Here is a 23,027-nt window from a genome sequence, read left to right as displayed (position 1 = left end):
ACTTAGTGTCTCGTTCCAAGAGTCCGGGGACCAGACACACCAGTAACCCTAAACTTCACGCTTAGGGTTCGGGTCGGCGAAGGCGAACGGGCCGACCCACCGGCAACGTAACTCGAGGCGAGAGGCCTTCGACGTGGCAGCACCGCAGAACTACCTCGCAGTCATCAAGGTCGTCGGCATCGGCGGCGGTGGCGTGAACGCCATCAACCGGATGATCGAGGTCGGTCTCAAGGGCGTCGAGTTCATCGCGATCAACACCGATGCGCAGGCGCTCCTGATGAGCGACGCCGACGTCAAGCTCGACGTCGGCCGTGAATTGACCCGGGGCCTCGGCGCCGGCGCAAACCCGGATGTCGGCCGCAAGGCCGCAGAGGACCACCGCGAGGAGATCGAGGAGGTCCTCAAGGGGGCCGACATGGTCTTCGTCACCGCGGGCGAGGGCGGCGGCACCGGCACCGGTGGCGCTCCCGTCGTCGCCAACATCGCGCGCTCGCTGGGCGCGCTGACCATCGGCGTGGTCACCCGCCCGTTCACGTTCGAGGGGCGCCGCCGGGCCAACCAGGCCGAGGACGGCATCGCGCAGCTGCGCGACGAGGTCGACACCCTGATCGTGATCCCGAACGACCGGCTGCTGTCCATCTCCGACCGCCAGGTGAGCGTCCTCGACGCCTTCCGCTCGGCGGACCAGGTGCTGCTCTCCGGTGTGCAGGGCATCACCGACCTGATCACCACCCCGGGCCTGATCAACCTCGACTTCGCCGACGTCAAGTCGGTCATGTCCGAGGCCGGATCCGCGCTCATGGGCATCGGCTCGGCGCGCGGTGACGACCGCGCGGTGGCGGCGGCCGAGATGGCGATCTCGTCGCCGCTGCTGGAGGCGTCCATCGACGGCGCCCGCGGCGTGCTGCTCTCCATCTCCGGCGGCTCGGACCTCGGTCTCTTCGAGATCAACGAGGCCGCGCAGCTGGTGAGCGAGGCCGCGCACCCCGAGGCGAACATCATCTTCGGTGCGGTCATCGACGACGCGCTGGGCGACGAGGTGCGGGTCACCGTCATCGCGGCCGGCTTCGACGGCGGCCAGCTGCCGTCGAAGAACCGCGACAAGGCCCTCGGCTCGTACGGCGAGCGGGAAGGCGCCCCGGCGGGCTCCGGCTCCGCGGCCACGGACCAGCCGGCCGGCCGCCCGACGCCGGAGCCGGCCACGTCGTTCCCGGGCCTCGGCAGCCCCGCCACCGAGCCGGACCCGCTGCCCACGGCGTCGACGACCCCGGACCCGGCCCCCGAGCCGGTCACGGCGCCGACCCCGACGACCCCGCACCAGCGCCCGTCGTACGGCAGCGACAGCCAGCCGGAGGAGCTGGACGTGCCGGACTTCCTGAAGGACTAAGGGAAGAAGCAAGCTGCGCGTGATACATCGAGAACAGCCCGTGAGCGGCGTTCACTTCGCGACCACCGACCGGTGGGGCGGCGTGAGCGCCGCTCCGTATGCCGAACTGAACCTGGGCGACCTGGTCGGCGACGACCCCGCCGCCGTACGGGACAACCGCGAACTCGCCGCGAAGAGCCTGGGCCTCGACCCGGGCGACGTGGTGTGGATGCGCCAGGTGCACGGCCGGGACGTCGCCGTCGTCGACCGGCCGTGGGGCGAGGACCGGCCGCCGGTGGACGGCATCGTGACCGCCCGCCGCGGCCTCGCCCTCGCCGTACTCACCGCCGACTGCACCCCCGTGCTCCTCGCCGACCCGGTCGCGGGCGTCGCCGGCGCCGCCCACGCGGGCCGGCCCGGGATGCTCGCCGGGGTCGCGGAGGCGACCGTGGCGGCGATGCGCGAGCTGGGCGCCGAGCCGGCGCGGATGGTCGCGCACCTGGGCCCGTCCGTCTGCGGGCGCTGCTACGAGGTCCCCGAGGACATGCGCGCCGAAGCGGCCGCGCAACTCCCGGAGTCGGCGGCCACCACGAGCTGGGGGACGCCCGCCATCGACGTCGCCGCGGGGGTACGGGCCCAACTGGCAGCCGCGGGTGTGAGCAGCGTCACAGCCTCATCCGTATGCACCCTGGAGTCCGTGGACCACTTCTCGTACCGCAGGGAGAAGGCCACGGGCCGGCTGGCGAGCTATGTGTGGCTGGGTGCCGCGTGAGCGACCGCAAGGACGAACTCGCCGCCAACCTCGCCCGCGTGGAGGAGCGCATCGCGGCCGCCTGCAAGGCGGCGGGGCGGGACCGCGACGAGGTCACGCTGATCGTCATCACCAAGACCTACCCGGCGAGCGACGTGAGACTTCTCGCGGAACTGGGCGTGACGCACGTCGGGGAGAACCGCGACCAGGAGGCGGCGCCTAAGGCTGCCGAATGCGCGGATGCCGGCCTGACCTGGCATTTCGTCGGGCAGCTGCAGACCAACAAGGCGCGGCATGTGGCCGCCTACGCCGACTATGTGCACTCCGTGGACCGGGTGCGCCTTGTCACTTCGCTCGCGGCCGGTGCGGCCCGCGAGGAGCGCGAGTTGGGGGTCCTGCTCCAGGTCGCGCTCGACAAGGAGGGCATGACGGCCGAGGAGGCCGCCGGACGCGGGGGAGTCGCTCCGGAAGGGGTGGCGGAGCTCGCGGACGCGGTGGCGGCCGCGGACGGCCTCAGGCTCGACGGGCTGATGACCGTCGCACCTTTGTCCGGGCCGTACGCGGGACGCCAACAGCAGGCGTTTCGGCGGCTGGTGGAAATCTCATCCGGCCTGCGCGCGGCGCATCCTGGTGCGAGCATGGTCTCGGCAGGTATGAGCGGGGACCTCGAGGAAGCCGTTGCTGCGGGGGCGACACATGTGCGCGTCGGCAGCGCGGTACTCGGAGTCCGGCCTCGCCTCCGGTAACGTCGCGAAGCAAGTCGGACTGCGCTTGGAAATATGGTTATTCCGGGCGAAATTGGACAGACTGCGTAGTTGAGCAATCAGAGTTTCCGGTGGCGGGCAGATCCACCACAGAGCGGAGGACGCAGAGAATGGCCGGCGCAATGCGCAAGATGGCGGTCTACCTCGGCCTCGTGGAGGACGATGGATACGACGGCGCGGGATACGACCCCGATGACGAGTTCGAGCCGGAGCCCGAGCCTGATCGCCGCAGGGGTCATGAGGGCGGCCAGCCGCACCACAGCCGCGGTCAGGCCCCCGTGGAGGAGCCGGCGGCGCGTATGGTACCCGCTCCGGCGCCGCGACAAGAGCGTCCGCCCGTAGCCGTTGAGAGCGGCCGAAGCTCGGGCATCCTTCCCGAAGGAGGGCGCAGCAACCGCATCGCGCCCGTGTCTTCCATCACACCTGAACGTCAGAATCTGGAGAAGAGCGCTCCCGTGATCATGCCCAAGGTCGTATCGGATCGGGAGCCGTACCGGATCACCACGCTCCACCCCCGCACCTACAACGAGGCCCGTACCATCGGGGAACACTTCCGCGAGGGCACTCCGGTGATCATGAATCTGACCGAGATGGACGATACGGACGCCAAGCGACTTGTCGACTTCGCGGCCGGTCTGGTCTTCGGCCTGCACGGAAGCATCGAGCGGGTGACCCAGAAGGTTTTCCTCCTGTCGCCTGCTAACGTCGATGTAACGGCTGAGGACAAGGCCCGCATCGCTGAAGGTGGGTTCTTCAACCAAAGCTAGACGCACCACCGGTAGCAGCGGCCGGCAACGGCCCGCAACGAAGGGGAGAGGGACGCGGCGAGATGGGTATCGCTCTAGACGTGATCCACGTCGCGCTGTTGTGCTTCCTGTTCGTGCTGATCTTCCGGCTCGTCATGGACTATGTGTTCATGTTCGCCCGGTCGTGGCAGCCCGGGAAGGCCATGGTGGTGCTGTTGGAGGGCGCCTACACGGTCACCGATCCGCCGCTCAAGCTCCTGCGGCGGTTCATCCCGCCGCTGCGTCTTGGCGGCGTAGCGCTAGACCTGTCCTTCTTCGTACTGATGATCATCGTCTACATCCTGATCTCCGTCGTGAGCGGGCTGTGATCGATGGTGAACGATACGGTCTGCCGATATGCCGACGACTACGTTGAGGTGAAGAGATGCCGCTGACTCCTGAGGACGTGCGGAACAAGCAGTTCACAACCGTCCGTCTCCGAGAGGGCTACGACGAAGACGAGGTCGATGCCTTTCTCGACGAGGTCGAGGCGGAGCTGACGCGTCTGCTCCGTGAGAACGAGGACCTGCGCGCCAAGCTGGCCGCGGCCACCCGTGCCGCCGCCCAGAACCAGGGCATGCGCAAGCCCGAGCCGCAGGACGGACGCCCCGGCGGCCCCGTGCCCGCCGCCATATCGGGCCCGCAGCCGGTGCCGCCGCAGCAGATGGGCCCGCCGCAGGGCCGTCCCGGCGCACCCCAGCTGCCTGCCGGTCCCGGCGGCCAGGGCCCGCAGGGTCCCGGCCCCATGCAGGGCCCGCCGCAGGGCGGCCCGCAGGGCCCCGGCACCATGGGCCAGGGTGCGCCGATGGCGCCGCCCGGCGGTCCGATGGGCCAGGGTGGTCCGATGGGCCCCGGTCCTGGTGGCCCGCACCTGCCGCAGCAGGGTCAGGGCCCGGGCGGCGACAGCGCCGCGCGCGTGCTGTCCCTCGCCCAACAGACCGCTGACCAGGCGATCGCGGAGGCCCGTTCCGAGGCCAACAAGATCGTCGGCGAGGCGCGTTCGCGCGCCGAGGGCCTGGAGCGGGACGCCCGCGCCAAGGCCGACGCGCTGGAGCGGGACGCGCAGGAGAAGCACCGCGTGGCGATGGGCTCCCTGGAGTCCGCGCGCGCCACGCTGGAGCGCAAGGTCGAGGACCTGCGCGGCTTCGAGCGCGAGTACCGCACCCGCCTGAAGTCCTACCTGGAGTCCCAGCTGCGCCAGCTGGAGAACCAGGCCGACGACTCGCTCGCCCCGCCGCGGACCCCGGCGACCGCGTCGCTGCCGGCTTCCCAGCCGCAGCCGCCGCAGCCGTCGATGGCCTCGGCAGGCGCTCCGGTCGGCCATGGTGGCGGCCCCTCGGGTCACCACAGCATGGGCGGCCAGCAGCAGATGCAGCAGCCGCAGCCGCAGCGCGGCGGTCAGCCGTCGTACGGCGGCCAGCAGCAGATGTCGCCGGCCATGACCCAGCCGATGGCGCCGGTGCGTCCGCAGGGTCCGGCGCCGATGCAGCAGCCGCCGTCCCCGATGCGCGGCTTCCTCATCGACGAGGACGACAACTGACAACGGCGGCTTACGCCGCGTAGTAGTCGGCAAAAGGCAAGGCCCGGGCCCCGGGGAGAAACCGTTCTCCTCGGGGCCCGGGCCTTTGTCGTGGTTACGGGCGCTCAGCCCGCCGCGACCTCGTCCACGAAGGCCGTCGCCACCGGCCACATCGACTCCGCCGCCTCCGGGTCGTAGTCATCCAGCTCCGGGTCCGTGAAGAGGTGCCCGGCGCCCGGGTAGCGGTAGACCTCCACCTCCGCGCCCGCCCGCTGCATCCGCAAGTACCAGGCGTTCAGCCAGTCATGGGTCTCGAACGGGTCCGGGTCCGCCACATGCAGCTGCACCGGCAGCTCGCCGGACGCGGCGACCGTGTCATCCGCGATATCCGACGTGCCATGCAGAAGCAGCAGCCCGCGCGCCCTCGCATCGCCCAGGGCGACGTTCTGCGCCAGCGCGGCGCCCATGGACAGCCCGGCGTAGACGATCCCGCGCTCCGAGTACGGCGCCGAGGCGACCACCGCGCGGCGCAGCAGCTCGTCCTTGCCGATCTCGTCGCGCAGCTTCTGCCCCTCCTCCATCGTGTCCGGCGTCCGGCCGTCGAACAGGTCGGGGACAATCACCTCGTGGCCGGTGGACCGCAGCAGATCGGCGGCCGCGTGCACCGCCGGGCGCAGGCCGAATGCCGAGTGGAAGAGCAGAACTGTCATGCCGCCATCCTGCCAGTTACGGTCTTAGGGAACGGTCTGCACGCACCCCCGTACGAGGAGAGGCATCTTGTCCACCGAGGAAGTGCTGCGCCCGGTCATCGTGCTCGGCGGCTCACTGGCCCTCACCGCGGCCATAGGAGCGGTCGCCGACTATCTGCTCCGCCGCGCGGACGCCGCGCACCCCGAGACGCCGCTGTGGGGGCTGCTGCGGCGCTGCCGGGTGCCGCTGCAGCTGGTGGTGCTGACGGGGCTGTTGCTCGGCCTGCACGGCCAGACGGACCTTGAGGGCGGCCTGGAGAACGACCAGGTCTCGGCCATCGACCGCGGCCTCACGCTCGTTCTGATGGCCGGCGTCGGCTGGCTGCTCACCCGCGTCGTCACGGTGATCGTCGAGCTCTCCTACACGCGCTACGCCGCCAAGGCCCGCGACGCGAGCCGCCGCCGGCGGGTGCGGACGCAGCTGACGCTCATCCAGCGGGTGGTGACCTTCGTCATCATCGTGGTGGCGGTGGCCTCGATGCTGCTGACCTTCCCCGCCATGCGCACCGTCGGCACCTCGATGCTGGCCTCCGCGGGCATCATCGGCATCATCGCCGGTGTCGCCGCCCAGTCCACGCTCGGCAATCTCTTCGCCGGGCTGCAGATCGCCTTCGGGGATCTCGTACGGATCGGGGACACGGTCGTCGTCGAGGGGGAGTGGGGCACGGTCGAGGAGATCACGCTGACCTTCCTCACCGTGAAGACCTGGGACGAGCGCCGGTTCACCGTGCCCGTCTCGTACTTCACCTCCCGGCCCTTCGAGAACTGGTCCCGCGGCGGCGCCGAGATGACCGGCACGGTCTTCTTCCAGCTCGACCACTCCACGCCGGTCGCGGCGATGCGCGAGAAGCTGCACGAGGTGCTGCAGGACTGCCCCGACTGGGACGGCCGCGCCTGGAATCTGCTGGTCACCGACACCAGCCCGTCGACCATAGAGGTACGGGCCCTGGTGACCGCCGCGGACGCGGACGCGGTCTGGGGAGTGCGCTGCTACGTCCGCGAGCAGCTGATCGGCTGGCTGACGGAGAAGCACCCGTACGCGCTGCCCCGCATCACCATGGCGCCGCCCCAGTCAGATCCGCCCGAGGCTGCGCACGTCGAGCTGCCGTAGCACCCGGTCCACGACCTCCGGGTCGGTGCCGGGCTCGCTGCGGGCGGAGAGCACCTCGTGCCGGGCGGCGGACATCATCTCGGCCTGGATGGACTGCATGTGCTTCGCCCGCTTCATGCGGTCCTTGGCGGCGGCCCGCCGCTCGTCGTCCAGGATCTCGGGGGAGATGCGCACCCCGAGCTCGTGGATCCGGCTGACGAGGCGCTGCGCGACCTCGTCGGGGAGCTCCTCGACCTGCTGGATCTCCTTCAGCCGGCGCTTGGCGGCCTTGGTGGCGCGGATCGCCAGCTGCCGCTCCAGGTCGTGCTCGGCGGCACTGTCCGCGCTCACCCCGAGCTTCTGCACCAGCCACGGCAGCGTCAGGCCCTGCACCACCAGCGTGAAGAGCACCACGGCGAAGGCGATGAAGAGGATCCACTCGCGGGCCGGGAAGTCCTTGCCGTCGTGGATCGACAGCGGCACCGCGAGCGCCAGCGCCACGGTGGCGACGCCGCGCATCCCCGACCACCACATGACGATGGTCTCCCGCCAGGTCAGCGGGATGTCCTCGTCGGTGTCGCGGTGCGAGTGCAGCCGGCGCGCCACCCAGGCGGCGGGCAGCAGCCACAGCAGCCGTACCAGCGCGATCACGCCGATCACCGCGGCGGCGGCGCCGAGCATGGCGCCCCAGCGGCCGTCGGCGGTGCCGAAGACGTTGTGCAGCTCCAGGCCGATCAGGCCGAAGGCGACGCCGGTGACCAGCATTTCGACGATCTCCCAGAACGTCTGCCCGGCCAGCCGCCCGAAGACATCGTCGGCGTCGGTGGCGTACTCACTCAGATAGAGCGCGGTGGCCAGCACCGCGAGCACGCCGGAGCCCTGGAGCTCCTCGGCGATCAGATACGACATGAACGGCAGCAGCAGGGTGAGGCCGATCTGCAGCGTGGAGTCGTCGAGCCGGTCCAGGTATTTGCCCGCCGCCCACGCGAGGCCGACCCCCACGACCACCGCGACGACCGCGGACAGCACCAGCTCGCCGGCCGCATCGGGTACGGAGAAGGTGCCGCTGATCGCGGCCCCGATGGCCACGTGGTACAGCACGATCGCGGTGACGTCGTTGAAGAGCCCCTCGCCCTCCAGGATCGACACCATGCGCCGCGGCAGCCCCAGCTTCCCGGCCACCGCCGTCGCCGCGACCGGGTCAGGAGGCGCTACGAGGGCGCCCAGCGCGACCGCGGCGGCCAGCGGCAGCCCGGGGACGACGGCGTTCGCGACGGCCGCGACGGCGGCCGTGGTGACGAATACCAGCGCCACGGCGAGCAGCAGGATCGGCCGCATGTTCGCCGTGAACTGCCGCCACGAGGTGCGCTGCACCGCCGCGTACAGCAGCGGCGGCAGCACCAGCGGCAGGATGTAGTCGGGCGGGAACTCGACGTTCGGCACCCACTTGATCATCGCGAGCCCGGCGCCGGCGATCGTCATCAGCACGGGTGCGGGCAGCCCCAGCTTGTTGCCGAGCGGCACGGTGGCGATGGCGCCGAGCAGCAGGACGAAGAGCAGTGCGAGCTGGCCCATGGTGGTGCGGACCTCCTCGCCGGGTGTTCAGGCGCTGTCGGCCTGCACGGTGTCGAGCGCGAACTGCAGATCATCAGGATAAACCGACTCAAACTCTACCCAACGACCATCTTCCGGGTGCTCAAACCCCAGCCGCACCGCGTGCAGCCACTGCCGGGTCAGCTTCAGCCGCTTGGCGAGCGTGGGGTCGGCGCCGTACGTCAGATCGCCGACGCACGGGTGCTTCACGGTCGACATATGGACCCGGATCTGGTGCGTGCGCCCCGTCTCCAGCTTGATGTCGAGCAGGCTGGCGGCCCGGAAGGCCTCGATGAGGTCGTAGTGGGTGACGGAGTCCTTGCCGTCGGCGGTCACGGCCCACTTGTAGTCGTGTACGGGATGCCGCCCGATCGGCGCGTCGATGGTGCCGCTCAGCGGGTCCGGGTGGCCCTGCACCAGCGCGTGGTAGCGCTTGTCGACGGTCCGCTCCCGGAACTGCTGCTTCAGCAGCGTGTACGCCAGCTCGGACTTCGCCACCACCATCAGCCCGGAGGTGCCCACGTCCAGCCGGTGCACGATGCCCTTCCGCTCGGCGGCACCGGAGGTGGAGACCCGGTAGCCGGCGGCGGCGAGCCCGCCGACCACGGTGGTCCCGGTCCAGCCGGGGCTGGGGTGGGCGGCCACACCGACGGGCTTGTCGACGACCACGATGTGGTCGTCGTCGTACACGATCGTCATGCCCGGCACCGGCTCGGCGACGACCTCGACGGGCCGCGGCGGCGCGGGCATCTCGACCTCGAGCCAGGCCCCGGCCGTGACCCGGTCGGACTTCATGGCCTCGGCGCCGTCGATACGCACCTTGCCGCCGGCGGCCAGCTCGGCGGCCTTCGTACGGGAGAACCCGAACATGCGGGCCAGGGCGGCATCGAGCCGCTCGCCTTCAAGGCCGTCGGGTACGGGCAGGGTGCGGATCTCCGGAATGGTGCTCACCCGTCGATTATGGGCGACAGTCTCAGTCGCGGTGCACCGTGCCGTCCGGGTCGAGGCCGCGGAAGGACAGGATCACGATCAGGATGCCGCCGCAGACGATGGCCGAGTCGGCGAGGTTGAAGACGGCGAAGTGCTTCGGGGCGATGAAGTCGACGACATGGCCCTGCAGGAAGCCGGGGGAGCGGAAGATGCGGTCGGTGAGATTGCCGAGCGGGCCGCCGAGCAGCAGGCCGAGCGCGATCGCCCAGGGCAGGCTGTAGAGCTTGCGGGCCAGGCGGGCGATCACCACGATCACGATGAGCGCGATCAGCGTGAAGACGATCGTCATCGACTCGCCGATCCCGAAGGCGGCGCCGGCATTGCGCACCACCTGGAACTTCAGCAGGTCGCCGACCACATCGATGGTCTTGTGCTCCGGCTCCAGCTGCGAGACCACGATGAGCTTGGTGATCAGATCGAGGGCGTAGACGACGGCCGCCACCCCCAGCAGCACGGCGATCTTGCGCTTCCCCCGCGCCGCGCTTTCCGCCGCGTCAGCGGCCTCCGCGGACTCGCCGCCGACCTGTTCCGCCTCAGTCACTTGTGTGGTCCCTCCGCTGCACAGAACTGCGTCAGAGGGTACGGCACCGACCCCGGGCCGCCGCTACCGCCGTTCCTGCTTCTGCTTGCACTCCACACACAGCGTCGCCCGCGGGAAGGCCTGCATCCGCGCCTTGCCGATGGGGTTGCCGCAGTTCTCGCAGAGGCCGTACGTGCCCGCGTCGATCCGGGCCAGCGCGTCCTCGGTCTGCGCGAGGCGCTCGCGGGCGCCCGCGGCCAGGGCGAGGCTGTGCTCGCGCTCGATGTTCTTGGTGCCGGTGTCGGCCTGGTCGTCGCCGGCACCGCCGCCCGAGTCCCGCATCAGGCCCGTAATGGCCTCCTCCGCCGCCGCGATCTCGCTGCGCAGCGCCGCGCTGTCCTGCTCCAGCTCGGCCCGGGCCTCGGCGATCTCCGCCGGAGTCCACGGGTCTTCCCCCGGGCGTACGGCGAGCTCGCCTGGGGCCGCCGGGGCGGCCGTCCGGGAGGCGGGCACCGCTGTCTTCGCGGCTTTTGTTGCAGCCGCCGTCTTCTTCACGACCACCTGTCGAGCTCCCGTCTCCTTCTTGGGGGCGGCCTTCTTCGCCGCGGTCTTCTTGGCGGCGGTCTTCTTCGCCGCGCTCTTCCGCGCCGCCCCTGTCCCCGTCCCCGTCTCGGTCTCCGCACCGGCCGCCTTCTTGGCCGGTGCCGCCTTCTTGGCCGGTGCTGCCTTCTTGGCGGCCGGCGACTTCTTCTTCGCCGGTGCCGCCTTCTTCGTGGCCGGCGCCTTCTTCGCGGCCGGTGTGGTCTTCTTCGCCGTCTTTTTCGCTGCCGGCGCGGTCTTCTTCGCCACCATGGCCGCGGCCCCTTCACATATTGTGATCTTGCGCGCGAATCGTGCCGGAACGATAAATCGACACATGGGCCGCGGCAACAGGGCACGCCATGGCAGATCGGTCTCCATCCGTTGTGCCCCACCACCGGCCCCGTAATCCGCCTGAGACGGCCCTACGGCGGCACTCCGCCAAACGGCGCACCCGGGCTACGGCGGCCGCAGGTCGGGTGCGCCGCCGAAAACCGGTCGGCGGCACCCCGCCGCCGCCCGTACACTGGCAGGCAGCGAAAGGCATGGATGGGGACGAGTAGCGTCGTCCAGCGGCCAGGAGCGACCCGGGGACGGTGGGAGCCCGGGGACCGCAGCGACGCGAAGATCACCCCGGAGCCGCCGGAAGAAAGCCTGACAGGCGAGTAGACCCGGCAGCGCTGACCCCAATGAGGGGGCGGCGGGCACCGCACCACGGAGCCCGGCGCCAAGGAGGGTGGTACCGCGGGAGCCGCAGGCTCTCGTCCCTCCGGACGGAAGCGCGACGGATCCGCCGGAGGAAGAGCCCGAGATGGCCAAGACGACGCAGTACCGCCAGGTCCCCGCCCAGGTCGACCTGCCCGCGCTGGAGCACGCCGTGCTCGACTTCTGGCGCGACGCCAAGGTCTTCGACAAGAGCGTCGAGCAGACCGAGGGCCGGCCGGAGTGGGTCTTCTACGAGGGCCCGCCCACCGCCAACGGCATGCCGGGCGCCCACCACATCGAGGCCCGCGTCTTCAAGGACGTCTTCCCCCGCTTCCGTACGATGCGCGGCTATCACGTCGCCCGCAAGGCCGGCTGGGACTGCCACGGCCTGCCGGTCGAGCTCGCCGTCGAGAAGGAGCTGGGCTTCAACGGCAAGCAGGACATTGAGGCGTACGGCATCGCCGAATTCAACGCCAGGTGCCGCGAGTCGGTGACCCGGCACACGGACGCGTTCGCCGAGCTGACGACCCGGATGGGCTACTGGACGGACCTCGACAACGCCTACCGGACCATGGACCCGGAGTACATCGAGTCCGTGTGGTGGTCGCTGAAGCAGATCTTCGACAAGGGCCTGCTGGTCCAGGACCACCGCGTCGCCCCCTGGTGCCCCCGCTGCGGCACCGGCCTGTCCGACCACGAGCTGGCGCAGGGCTACGAGACCGTGGTCGACCCGTCGGTCTTCGTGCGCTTCCCGCTGACCTCGGGCCCGCTGGCCGGCGAGGCGGCGCTGCTGGTGTGGACGACGACGCCGTGGACGCTGGTGTCCAACACCGCGGTGGCCGCGCACCCTGACGTCACGTATGTGGTGGCGACGGACGGCGACGAGAAGCTGGTCGTCGCCGAGCCGCTGCTGGAGAAGGCCCTCGGCGAGGGCTGGACGGCCACCGGGGAGACCTTCACCGGGCGCGAGATGGAGCGCTGGACGTATCAGCGCCCCTTCGAGCTGGTCGAGTTCTCTGCCCCCGCGCACTACGTGGTCAACGCCGAGTATGTGACGACCGAGGACGGCACGGGTCTGGTGCACCAGTCGCCCGCCTTCGGTGAGGACGACCTCAAGACCTGCCGGGCGTACGGGCTGCCGGTGGTGAACCCGGTGCGGCCCGACGGCACCTTCGAGGAGGGCCTCGGCCTGGTCGGCGGGCAGTTCTTCAAGAAGGCCGACGAGGCGCTGGTCGCCGACCTGAAGGAGCGCGGCCGCCTCTTCCGGCACGTCCCGTACGAGCACAGCTACCCGCACTGCTGGCGCTGCCACACCGCGCTGCTCTACTACGCGCAGCCGTCCTGGTACATCAGGACCACGCAGATCAAGGACGAGCTGCTGCGGGAAAACGAGCGGACCAACTGGTACCCGGACTCGGTCAAGCACGGCCGCTACGGCGACTGGCTGAACAACAACGTCGACTGGGCGCTGTCCCGCAACCGCTACTGGGGCACCCCGCTGCCCGTCTGGCGCTGCGACGAGGGGCACACGACCTGCGTCGGTTCGCTGGCGGAGCTGAGCGAGCTGACCGGGGCCGACCAGTCGGGTCTCGACCCGCACCGGCCGTTCATCGACGAGGTGGTCTTCGACTGCCCGCAGTGCTCGGCGACGGCGGTGCGCGTCCCTGAGGTCATCGACGCCTGGTACGACTCGGGTTCGATGCCCTTCGCGCAGTGGGGTTACCCGTACAAGAACAAGGAGCTCTTCGAGCGGGCGTATCCGGCGCAGTTCATCTGCGAGGCGATCGACCAGACGCGCGGGTGGTTCTACACGCTGATGGCGGTGGGCACTCTCGTCTTCGACAAGTCCTCGTACGAGAACGTGGTCTGCCTCGGGCACATCCTCGCCGAGGACGGCCGCAAGATGTCCAAGCACCTGGGCAACATCCTGCAGCCGATCCCGCTGATGGATCAGCACGGGGCGGACGCGGTCCGGTGGTTCATGGCGGCCGGTGGGTCGCCGTGGGCGGCGCGGCGCGTCGGCCACGGCACCATCCAGGAGGTCGTACGGAAGACCCTGCTGACGTACTGGAACACGGTCGCCTTCCAGGCGCTGTACGCCCGTACGTCGGGGTGGGCGCCGTCTGCTTCCGACCCGGCGCCGGCGGATCGTCCGGTGCTGGACCGCTGGCTGCTGGGCGAGCTGGGCACGCTGGTGCAGGGCGTCACGGACGCCATGGAGAACTACGACACGCAGCGGGCGGGCAAGCTGCTGTCCGCCTTCGTGGACGACCTCTCCAACTGGTACGTGCGCCGCTCCCGCCGCCGCTTCTGGCAGGGCGACGCGGCCGCGCTGCGGACGCTGCACGAGGTCGTGGAGATGGTGACGCGGCTGATGGCGCCGCTGGTGCCGTTCATCACCGAGCGGGTGTGGCAGGACCTGGTGGTGCCGGTGACGCCGGACGCGCCGGAGTCGGTGCACCTGGCGACGTGGCCGTCGGTGGACTCGGAGCTGATCGATCCCGAGCTGTCCCGGCAGATGGCTCTCGTACGGCGCCTGGTCGAGCTGGGCCGCGCCTCGCGGGCGGAGTCCGGGGTCAAGACCCGGCAGCCGCTGTCGCGGGCGCTGGTCGGCGTGCTCGGCTTCGAGCAGCTCGACGAGGAGCTGCGCGGGCAGATCGCCGAGGAGCTGAACGTGGCCGGGCTGGCGCCGCTGGCGCACACCGGCGGCTCGCTGGTCGACACCTCGGCGAAGGCGAACTTCCGCTCGCTCGGCAAGCGCTTCGGCAAGGGCGTGCAGGCGGTCGCCAAGGCGGTGGCGGCGGCGGACGCGGCGCGCCTCTCGGCGGAGCTGCGGGACGGCGGCACCACGTCGGTGGAGGTCGAGGGCTTCGAGGACGGCCCGGTGTCGCTGTCGCCGGAGGAGGTCATCATCACCGAGACGCCGCGCGAGGGCTGGTCGGTGGCGTCCGACGCGGGCGCGACGGTGGCGCTGGACCTGGAGATCACGCCGGAGCTGCGCCGTGCGGGCCTGGCCCGGGACGCGATCCGGCTGATCCAGGAGGCCCGCAAGAACAGCGGCCTGGATGTGGCGGACCGGATCGCGCTGCGGTGGTCGTCGTCGGACGACGAGGTGGCCACGGCGCTGGGCGAGCACGCGGAGCTGATCGCGGAGGAGGTCCTGGCGACGGCCTTCTTGAATGAGCACAGCGCGATGGGTGAGGCTGACGGCTCGTACGGCGAGGCTTTCGCGGACGAGTCACTGTCGCTGACCTTCCGGCTGCGGAAGGCGTAACCGCTTCGGGTACGCGGAAGGGCCCCGGCTCAGTGAGCCGGGGCCCTTCCGTATGCGTTGCTGCCGGTGTCAGCCGACCTTGACGCCCATCTTCGCGAGCTCGGCCGGGAACTTGTCCGTCGCGACCTTCTTGCCGTCGACCAGGACGGTCGGGGTGCCCTCGACCTGCTTCTCCTTGCCGAAGTCCTTGATCATCTCAAGGGCCCAGCGGTCGTAGGTGCCCTTCTTGACGGCGTTCTCGAACTTGGTGTTGCCCTTGAGCTCCTTGACGTTCTTCGCGACGTCCAGGAGGTAGGAGTCGTCGGCGAACTTGTCGTCGGACTCCTCCGGGTGGTGCTCCTTCGAGTACAGGAGGTCGTGGTACTCGGAGAACGCCTCGGGGCTCACATTGAGCGCGGCGCCCAGGGCGCTGGCGGCGTTCTTGGAGCCGTCACCGCCGAAGTTTGCGTCGATGATCGAGCCGAGGTGGTACTTGAGGGTGTATTTGCCGTCGTCGGCGCCCTTCTTCACCGCGCCACCGATGGCCTGCTCGAACTGGGCGCAGGCCGGGCAGCGCATGTCCTCGTAGACATCGACGGTCTTCTTGCCCTTGCCGAAGGAGACGGTGGTGCCCTTCGCGCCCTCCGCATTGGCGGGCTCGACGAGCTGCGCCTTGGCGGCAGCCTGCCAGTCGCTCGATCCCTCGTCGTCGCCGGACATCTTCGATACGCCGAAGGCGATGCCGACGCCCGCCGCGATGACCGCGATGACGGTGCCGCCGACGATCAGCTGCCGGCGGGCCCGCTCCTTCTTGGCCTGCTTTTCGCGCTCTACGCGCAGCCGCTCGCGGGCGGCGCGCTTGGCTTCCTGGCTGTTGCGCTTGCTCATGGTTCTGCTGCTCCGTGTGATGTGGGTGAGATGGGGTCCGTCAGTACGTGCCGGTGCTGCTGGTCAGGCAGGCAGCGGGCACGGGGGACCCCGGCGCACCACGGAGTGGGCGAGCCGTACGGGGGTGCGTACCGGGCGGAGGGCGAAGGCGCGGCCCGCGGAGTGCTTGCGGGGCGTCAGCCCGGCGGCGACCACGGCCGCGGCCAGCAGCAGCGGCCGGAAGGCGGCCGCGGCGACCGCGCGCAGCAGCTGGCCGAGGGCGGCCTCGCCGCGGCGGAGCCAGGCGGCGGCGATCAGGCCCACCGCGATGTGCGCGGCGAGCAGCAGCCAGGGGGAGGCGGCGAGGGCGGAGGCCTCGGTGCGGCCCGCGTACCGGGCCAGGGGGGTGCCGAAGTCGCCGCCGCGGCAGAGCAGGTCCACGCCCATGACGCGCAGCGGCCCTGCGACGGGGCCGCCGGCCTTTCCGTAACAGGCGTGCTGGCCGACCGTGAAGATCGTGTCGGCGGCCAGCTCCAGCGGCACGATGAGCGCGGCTATCGGCCAGAAGCCGCGCTCGCGCCGCCCGGCGAGGGCGAAGGCTATGCAGAAGACGGCGGCGGACAGCAGCGCCACGGTGGTGAGGGGGAGCGGCGCCGAGGACAGCAGCACGTGGGCGCCGGCGGACAGCGTCAGGCATACCGCGGTGAACACTGCGGCGCGCAGTGCTCGTATCGCCACGGGATTGCTGTCCATCGGCGCCGATTGTGCCACGGGGTGGGATAAGCAGTTGCTAAGAGTGGGCCGGAATCAGAGACCCGCGATCCGACCGTTACGGAACAGGTCGACGAAGATCTGGTGGTCCGCGCGCGCCCGCGCCCCGTAATCGTGTGCGAAGTCGACCAGCATCTGGGCGAAGCCCTCCGCGTGCGCGGAGATCGCCTCGTCGATGGCCTTCTCCGTCGAGAACGGGACCAGCGAGTGGCCGCTCTCCGCCACATCCGCCGCCGCGTGCATCGTGGCCGTCGCGCGGCCCAGGTCGGCGACGACCGCCTCGATCTCGGCCGGGTCGTCGATGTCCGACCAGTCCAGGTCGACAGCGTACGGCGAGACCTCGGCGACCAGCTGCCCGGCACCGTCCAGCTCGGTCCAGCCGAGCCACGGGTCGGAGGCGGCCTGCAGGGCGCGCTGGGAGATCACCGTGCGGTGGCCCTCGTGCTGGAAGTAGCCGCTGATAGCGGGGTCGGTGATGTGCCGGGAGACGGCCGGGGTCTGGCCGCGCTTCATGTAAATGACGACGTCGTTCTCGAGGGCGTCGCTGTGGCCCTCCAGGAGGATGTTGTACGAGGGCAGGCCGGCCGAGCCGATTCCGATGCCGCGGCGGCCGACGACGTCCTTGACGCGGCGGGCGTCGGGGCGGGCGTGCTCGTCGGCGGGGAGGGTGGCCAGGTAGCCATCGAAGGCGTCGAGGACCTTCGCGCGGGTGGCCGCGTCCAGCTCGATCGCACCGCCGCCGGGAGTGAAGCGGCGCTCGTAGTCGCGGATCTCCGTCATGGAGGCGAGCAGGTCGACGCGGGTCTTGCCGCGGGCGGCGCGCAGCGCCTCCAGGAGCGGGCCGCTCGCGGTGTCGAGGGTGAAGGGCGGGACCTCGTCCTCCTTGGCGCCGGTGGCCAGGGCGTGGATGCGCTCGCGGTAAGCATCGGCATAGGCACGGACCAGGGCGGTGATCTGGGCGTCGCTGAGCGCCTTGGTGTAGCCGATCAGGGCCAGGGAGGCGGCGAGGCGCTTGATGTCCCAGGTGAAGGGGGCCACGAGGGCTTCGTCGAAGTCGTTGACGTTGAAGACCAGCTTTCCGTTGGCGTCCATGTACGTGCCGAAGTTCTCGGCATGCAGGTCGCCGTGCACCCAGACACGTGAGGTGCGTTCGTCCAGGAAGGAGCGGCTCTGCTCGCGCACGAGGTCGTGGTAGTAGAGGCAGGCGCTGCCGCGGTAGAAGGCGAACGCGGATGCCGCCATCTTGCGGAACTTGACCCGGAATGCCGCGGGATCGCTGGAGAGCAGGTCGCCGAAGGCGGTGTCGAAGATCGAGAGGATCTCGTCCTCGCGTGTGGCGCGATCCGTCGTGAAGCTGTTGGCCATTGCGGGACCGTCTCCTGGTGGTGGGCTCGGACTGGCTGGCATGGGTAAAAACGGTGGGGCAGGCCATGGAGTGCCCGGACGAGTGTGTCTGTGACGTCACCCCTCTGGGCGAACCGTACTTTGAACGGCAGCGCAAGGTGCCGACCTAAGCGACGCTGCGCGCATGAGTTATGAAGCGGGCACAGGGAGTGATGGTGGTGTCCTTCGTGCGGCGGTCTATTCGAGGCTGTCGCGTACCACGGGGAGCAGCACCGCGCTGGAACGCCAGGAGGCCGACTGTCGCGCGTATGCGGCACGTCAGGGGTGGCTGGTGACTCGGGTATTCGTCGACGGCGGTGTTTCCGGAGGTGTGGATCCGGTGGATCGCCCCGGACTTGCCCGGCTGTGCGAGACCCTGGCGGACTACGACGTTCTGCTGGTCTGGCGCACGGACCGGGTCGCCAGGTCGCTGGTCCACTTCTCCTCGGTCATCGAGATGTGTGATGCCGCCGGAGTGCGACTGGTATCCGTCCAGGACGGCTGGGACGTCCATACCCCGCACGGTCGGTTCGCCGCACATGTGCTTGCCTCGTTTGCGCAGTTCGAGCGTGAGCTGTGTCGGGAGCGTCAGGTCTCATCGCAGAACCACCTCAGAAAATCAGGGCGCTGGACGGGGGGACGTGTGCCGTATGGGCTCCGGGCGATTCCGCACCAGGACGGCAAGGGCAAAGTCCTCATGCGGGACGAGAGTGCGGTCCCAGTGGTGCGGGAACTCGCTGAGCGGATCATGGAGGGTGAGGCTCCCACGCGCATTGCTGCGGATCTGCAAGCTCGCGGGGTGGCGCCGCCCCGGGTGCACAACTCGTCCAGCGCCACGCCTGTGCCGTCGTCGTGGTCCCATAAATCGATCAAGATCGTGATGACGTCCGTGACGCTGCTGGGGCATCGTCTGGAGCACCGAACGGGCAAGGTGATCTGTGACGAGAGTGGGCCGGTTCGCTACTGGGAGCCGATCCTGAGCGAAGCAGAGTTCGCACGTGTCGCCGAGGCCTTCGCGGCGACCTACCGTCCCCGGTCTCCGAACCGGCCGACGTATTGGTTGCACGGGGTCGTGGTGTGCGGCGTATGCGGTGGAAGCCTGAAACGCTCGGAGTCCTCGGGTGCTGAAACGCTGCGCTGCCTGGGCACCCTGAAGGAACCCCACAGCGGGGTGAGCATCAAGACGGAGGATTTCGAGGAGTGGTTCGAAGGCGATTTGCGGCGGCGGCTGGGGGGCGCTTACGTCGTGGACCATCGCCACCATGCAGAGGTGGAGCTAAGGGGAGAGATCGTACGCCTGCGTCGATATCTGGACGAGTTGATCGACGATCGTCGGGCAGGTGTCTTTGCCACCCCAGAGGCGGTGGCGGTGTTTCGGCGGGAGTACGAGACAACGGCGCGAGCTCTTGCGGATTGCGAGCGTCAGCCGCACGTTCCCGGAAGCTGGGAGGTGCAGGAGACGTCGTGCCCGATGTGGGTCGCCTGGGCGCGGTGGACTCCCGAGGAGCGGGGAAGCTACCTCCTGGGCTGCAGTGTCAAGGCCGTGATCGGGCGCCCGCCCCGGCCGCGGGCCAGGGTGGCGCCGAAGGAACGCGGCATGGTGGAACTGGGAGACCTGGCTCAGTTTGATGCCGAGGCGGCCGGGTCGGCGGCCGGCATCGGTCTGCGCCATGGGAGCGAGCGTGTTTGAGGCCCGTCGGAGGGCAGGTGCCGCCCGGATTGTCAGTCCCGGGTCGTAGACTCTGGCGCATCCCTGGACCAGTCGCCGAGCGCCCCTCCCGGAGGTCGAGTCGTGGCAAAGCCGCCGTTCACGCACCTGCATGTGCACACTCAGTATTCGCTGCTGGACGGGGCGGCGCGGCTGAAGGACATGTTCGCGGCCTGTAATGAGATGGGCATGACGCACATCGCCATGACCGACCACGGCAACCTCCATGGCGCGTACGACTTCTTCCAGCAGGCGCAGAAGGCGGATGTGACGCCGATCATCGGGATCGAGGCGTATGTGGCGCCTGAGTCCCGCAAGCACAAGCGGAAGGTGCAGTGGGGGCAGCCGCACCAGAAGCGCGATGACGTGTCCGGCTCCGGTGGCTATACGCACAAGACGATCTGGGCGGCGAACAAGACGGGGCTGCACAACCTCTTCCGGCTGTCCTCCGACGCGTATGCCGAGGGCTGGCTGCAGAAGTGGCCGCGGATGGACAAGGAGTCGATCTCCCAGTTCTCGGAGGGGCTGATCGCGTCCACCGGCTGCCCGTCCGGAGAGGTGCAGACGCGGCTGCGGCTCGGGCAGTTCGACGAGGCCGTGAAGGCCGCCGCGGAGTATCAGGAGATCTTCGGCAAGGAGCGGTATTTCCTGGAGCTGATGGACCACGGCATCGAGATCGAGCGCCGGGTCCGCGACGGGCTGCTGGAGATCGGCAAGAAGCTGGGGATCCCGCCGCTGGTCACCAATGACTCGCATTACACGTACGAGCACCAGTCGACGGCGCAGGAAGCGCTGCTGTGCATCCAGACCGGCAAGAATCTTTCCGATCCTGACCGCTTTAAGTTCGACGGCACCGGCTACTACCTGAAGTCGACCGATGAGATGTACGCCATCGACTCCTCCGACGCCTGGCAGGAGGGCTGCGCCAACACGCTGCTGGTGGCGGAGCAGATCGATGCCAGCGGGTGGTTCGAGAAGCGCGACCTGATGCCGCGCTTCGACGTGCCCGAGGGCTATACCGAGGTCACCTGGTTCCAGGAGGAGGTCAGGAAGGGCATGGCCCGCCGGTATCCGGGCGGGGTGCCCGAGGACCGGCAGAAGCAGGCCGAGTACGAGATGGACGTCATCATCCAGATGGGGTTCCCCGGCTACTTCCTGGTCGTCGCCGACTTCATCATGTGGGCCAAGGAGAACGGCATCGCGGTCGGCCCGGGCCGTGGCTCCGCGGCCGGCTCCATCGCGTCGTACGCGATGGGGATCACCGACCTCGACCCGATCGAGCACGGCCTGATCTTCGAGCGGTTCCTGAACCCCGAGCGGCTGTCCATGCCCGATGTCGACATCGACTTCGACGAGCGTCGGCGCGCCGAGGTGATCCGGTACGTCACCGAGAAGTACGGCGCCGACAAGGTCGCCATGATCGGCACGTACGGCACCATTAAGGCCAAGAACGCGATCAAGGACTCGGCGCGCGTGCTGGGTTACCCGTACGCGATGGGTGACCGCATCACCAAGGCGATGCCGGCGGATGTGCTCGGCAAGGGCATCGACCTCAATGGCATCACCGACAAGAACCACCCGCGCTATGGCGAGGCGGGCGAGGTCCGGGGGATGTACGAGAACGAGCCCGACGTGAAGAAGGTGATCGACACCGCGCGGGGTGTCGAGGGCCTGGTGCGGCAGATGGGCGTGCATGCCGCCGGCGTGATCATGTCCAGCGAGACCATCACCGACCATGTGCCGGTCTGGGTGCGGCATACGGACGGCGTGACGATCACGCAGTGGGACTACCCGACGTGTGAGTCGCTCGGCCTCCTGAAGATGGACTTCCTGGGCCTGCGCAACCTCACCATCATGGACGACGCCGTCAAGATGGTGAAGCAGAACAAGGGCACCGACATCGAGCTGCTGTCGCTGCCGCTCGACGACCCCAAGACCTTCGAGCTGCTGGGGCGCGGCGACACACTGGGCGTGTTCCAGTTCGACGGCGGCCCGATGCGCTCGCTGCTGCGCATGATGAAGCCCGACAACTTCGAGGACATCTCCGCGGTCTCGGCCCTCTACCGGCCGGGCCCGATGGGCATGAACTCGCACATCAACTACGCGCTGCGCAAGAACGGCCAGCAGGAGATCACCCCGATCCACCCCGAGCTCGAGGAGCCTCTGAAGGAGGTCCTCGACATCACCCACGGCCTGATCGTGTATCAGGAGCAGGTGCAGAAGGCCGCGCAGGTGCTGGCGGGTTATTCGCTGGGCCAGGCCGACCTGCTGCGCCGGGCGATGGGCAAGAAGAAGCAGGAGGTCCTGGACAAGGAGTTCGTGCCCTTCCAGAGCGGCATGCGCGAGCGCGGCTATTCCGACCAGGCCATCCAGGCGGTCTGGGATGTGCTGGTGCCGTTCGCCGGCTACGCCTTCAACAAGGCGCACTCCTCGGCGTACGGGCTCGTCTCCTACTGGACCGCCTACCTCAAGGCGAACTATCCGGCCGAGTACATGGCCGCGCTGCTGACGTCCGTGAAGGACGACAAGGACAAGTCGGCGATCTATCTCAACGAGTGCCGCAAGATGGGCATCAAGGTGCTGCCGCCGGATGTCAACGAGTCCGAGTCGAACTTCACCCCGCGCGGCGACGACGTCATCGTCTTCGGCCTCAGCGCCGTCCGTAACGTCGGCAACAACGTGGTGGACTCGATCGTGCGCTGCCGGAAGTCCAAGGGGCGGTATACCTCCTTCCCCGACTTCCTGGACAAGGTCGAGGCGGTGGTCTGCAACAAGCGGACGATCGAATCGATGATCAAGGCCGGCGCCTTCGACGCCCTCGGCCACACCCGCAAGGGCCTGACCGCGCACTATGAGCCGATGATCGACAATGTGGTGCAGGTCAAGCGCAAGGAGGCGGAGGGCCAGTTCGACCTCTTCGGCGGCATGGGGGAGGACGAGGGCAAGGACGAGCCGGGCTTCGGCATGGACGTCGAGTTCTCCGACATCGAGTGGGAGAAGACGTATCTGCTCGCCCAGGAGCGGGAGATGCTCGGGCTGTACGTATCCGACCACCCGCTCTTCGGCATCGAGCACGTCCTCAACGAGAAGGCGGATGCCGCCATCTCGCAGCTGACCGGCGGCGAGCACTCCGACGGGGCGATCGTCACCATCGGCGGGATCATTTCCGGGCTGCAGCGCAAAATGACCAAGCAGGGCAATGCTTGGGCCATCGCCACGGTCGAGGACCTGGCGGGCTCCATCGACTGCATGTTCTTCCCGGCCACGTATCAGCTGGTGTCCACGCAACTGGTCGAGGACGCCGTCGTCTTCGTCAAGGGCCGCCTCGACAAGCGCGAGGATGTGCCGCGGCTGGTGGCGATGGAGCTGATGGTCCCGGACCTGACGGACGTCTCGGTCAATGCGCCGGTCACCATCACCATTCCCACGGTGAAGGTCACCCCGCCGCTGGTGGAGAAGCTCGGCGAGGTGCTCAAGCACCACCGCGGCGCGACCGAGGTGCGGGTGAAGCTGCTGGGCACGCAGAAGACCACGCTGCTGCGGCTCGACCGGCATCGGGTGACCCCGGATCCGGCGCTCTTCGGTGACTTGAAGGAGCTGCTGGGGCCGTCCTGCCTGGCGGGTTAGCAGGATC

Annotated in this window: 18 protein-coding genes; 10 read left to right on the top strand and 8 right to left on the bottom strand. The window is 69.3% G+C overall.

The window, feature by feature from the left end; genetic code table 11:
- The first annotated feature begins 133 nt into the window (after window positions 1-133).
- From ftsZ to ACNNMR_RS09970, 6 genes are all read left to right on the top strand, one after another.
- Window positions 134-1,387, top strand: a complete 1,254-nt coding sequence (gene ftsZ / locus ACNNMR_RS09995) for a cell division protein FtsZ (protein ID WP_419994186.1) — start codon at window positions 134-136, stop codon at window positions 1,385-1,387.
- A 13-nt stretch (window positions 1,388-1,400) separates the two neighbouring features.
- Window positions 1,401-2,138, top strand: coding sequence for a peptidoglycan editing factor PgeF (pgeF, locus tag ACNNMR_RS09990; protein ID WP_420000316.1), 738 nt, complete (start codon window positions 1,401-1,403; stop codon window positions 2,136-2,138).
- Window positions 2,135-2,863, top strand: coding sequence for a YggS family pyridoxal phosphate-dependent enzyme (locus ACNNMR_RS09985; RefSeq protein ID WP_419994185.1), 729 nt, complete (start codon window positions 2,135-2,137; stop codon window positions 2,861-2,863). The genes pgeF and ACNNMR_RS09985 overlap by 4 nt, the downstream gene beginning before the upstream one ends.
- A gap of 128 nt (window positions 2,864-2,991) precedes the next feature.
- Window positions 2,992-3,648, top strand: a complete 657-nt coding sequence (locus ACNNMR_RS09980; RefSeq protein WP_419994184.1) for a cell division protein SepF — start codon at window positions 2,992-2,994, stop codon at window positions 3,646-3,648.
- 62 nt (window positions 3,649-3,710) lie between these two features.
- On the top strand, window positions 3,711-3,995 hold the full coding sequence (locus ACNNMR_RS09975; RefSeq protein WP_165238716.1) for a YggT family protein: 285 nt from the start codon (window positions 3,711-3,713) through the stop codon (window positions 3,993-3,995).
- Window positions 3,996-4,051: 56 nt separating this feature from the next.
- Complete coding sequence (locus ACNNMR_RS09970) at window positions 4,052-5,206, top strand: DivIVA domain-containing protein (RefSeq protein WP_419994183.1); 1,155 nt, start codon at window positions 4,052-4,054, stop codon at window positions 5,204-5,206.
- A 104-nt stretch (window positions 5,207-5,310) separates the two neighbouring features.
- On the opposite strand, the gene ACNNMR_RS09965 is transcribed toward ACNNMR_RS09970, so the two are convergent.
- The gene (locus ACNNMR_RS09965; RefSeq protein WP_419994182.1) at window positions 5,311-5,895 is read right to left on the bottom strand and encodes a dienelactone hydrolase family protein; all 585 of its coding nucleotides are present in this window, start codon (window positions 5,893-5,895) and stop codon (window positions 5,311-5,313) included.
- Window positions 5,896-5,962: 67 nt separating this feature from the next.
- On the opposite strand from ACNNMR_RS09965, the gene ACNNMR_RS09960 reads away from it, so the two are divergent.
- A complete protein-coding gene (locus ACNNMR_RS09960) occupies window positions 5,963-7,045 on the top strand; it encodes a mechanosensitive ion channel family protein (RefSeq protein WP_419994181.1) in 1,083 nt (360 codons plus the stop codon).
- On the opposite strand, the gene ACNNMR_RS09955 is transcribed toward ACNNMR_RS09960, so the two are convergent.
- The 4 genes from ACNNMR_RS09955 to ACNNMR_RS09940 are packed head-to-tail and all read right to left on the bottom strand — an operon-like array spanning window position 7,007 to window position 10,979.
- Complete coding sequence (locus ACNNMR_RS09955) at window positions 7,007-8,599, bottom strand: Na+/H+ antiporter (RefSeq protein WP_419994180.1); 1,593 nt, start codon at window positions 8,597-8,599, stop codon at window positions 7,007-7,009. The genes ACNNMR_RS09960 and ACNNMR_RS09955 overlap by 39 nt on opposite strands.
- A 27-nt stretch (window positions 8,600-8,626) precedes the next feature.
- On the bottom strand, window positions 8,627-9,568 hold the full coding sequence (locus ACNNMR_RS09950) for an RluA family pseudouridine synthase (RefSeq protein WP_419994179.1): 942 nt from the start codon (window positions 9,566-9,568) through the stop codon (window positions 8,627-8,629).
- A gap of 22 nt (window positions 9,569-9,590) precedes the next feature.
- Window positions 9,591-10,172, bottom strand: coding sequence for a signal peptidase II (lspA, locus tag ACNNMR_RS09945; RefSeq protein ID WP_420000315.1), 582 nt, complete (start codon window positions 10,170-10,172; stop codon window positions 9,591-9,593).
- Between the two features lie 39 nt (window positions 10,173-10,211).
- On the bottom strand, window positions 10,212-10,979 hold the full coding sequence (locus ACNNMR_RS09940) for a TraR/DksA family transcriptional regulator (protein ID WP_419994178.1): 768 nt from the start codon (window positions 10,977-10,979) through the stop codon (window positions 10,212-10,214).
- A 538-nt stretch (window positions 10,980-11,517) separates the two neighbouring features.
- On the opposite strand from ACNNMR_RS09940, the gene ileS reads away from it, so the two are divergent.
- Complete coding sequence (gene ileS / locus ACNNMR_RS09935; RefSeq protein ID WP_419994177.1) at window positions 11,518-14,685, top strand: isoleucine--tRNA ligase; 3,168 nt, start codon at window positions 11,518-11,520, stop codon at window positions 14,683-14,685.
- A gap of 69 nt (window positions 14,686-14,754) precedes the next feature.
- Here ileS and ACNNMR_RS09930 read toward each other — a convergent pair whose 3' ends face one another.
- From ACNNMR_RS09930 to ACNNMR_RS09920, 3 genes are all read right to left on the bottom strand, one after another.
- Window positions 14,755-15,552 carry a thioredoxin domain-containing protein gene (locus ACNNMR_RS09930; RefSeq protein WP_419994176.1) on the bottom strand — a complete coding sequence of 266 codons (798 nt, stop codon included), beginning with the start codon at window positions 15,550-15,552 and terminating at the stop codon, window positions 14,755-14,757.
- Window positions 15,553-15,615: 63 nt separating this feature from the next.
- A complete protein-coding gene (locus tag ACNNMR_RS09925) occupies window positions 15,616-16,284 on the bottom strand; it encodes a hypothetical protein (protein WP_419994175.1) in 669 nt (222 codons plus the stop codon).
- 54 nt (window positions 16,285-16,338) lie between these two features.
- Complete coding sequence (locus ACNNMR_RS09920; protein ID WP_419994174.1) at window positions 16,339-17,667, bottom strand: DUF2252 domain-containing protein; 1,329 nt, start codon at window positions 17,665-17,667, stop codon at window positions 16,339-16,341.
- 163 nt (window positions 17,668-17,830) lie between these two features.
- Between ACNNMR_RS09920 and ACNNMR_RS09915 the strand changes: the two genes are divergently transcribed.
- The gene (locus ACNNMR_RS09915) at window positions 17,831-19,375 is read left to right on the top strand and encodes a recombinase family protein (RefSeq protein ID WP_419994173.1); all 1,545 of its coding nucleotides are present in this window, start codon (window positions 17,831-17,833) and stop codon (window positions 19,373-19,375) included.
- A gap of 102 nt (window positions 19,376-19,477) precedes the next feature.
- Window positions 19,478-23,020, top strand: coding sequence for a DNA polymerase III subunit alpha (gene dnaE / locus ACNNMR_RS09910; protein ID WP_419994172.1), 3,543 nt, complete (start codon window positions 19,478-19,480; stop codon window positions 23,018-23,020).
- Window positions 23,021-23,027 lie beyond the last annotated feature (7 nt).

It is taken from the genome of Streptomyces boninensis (genome assembly GCF_048572725.1).
Taxonomy (GTDB): domain Bacteria; phylum Actinomycetota; class Actinomycetes; order Streptomycetales; family Streptomycetaceae; genus Streptomyces; species Streptomyces boninensis.
The sequence above is the reverse complement of the archived record's forward strand: the minus strand, read 5'-3'. Positions and strand labels throughout refer to the sequence as shown.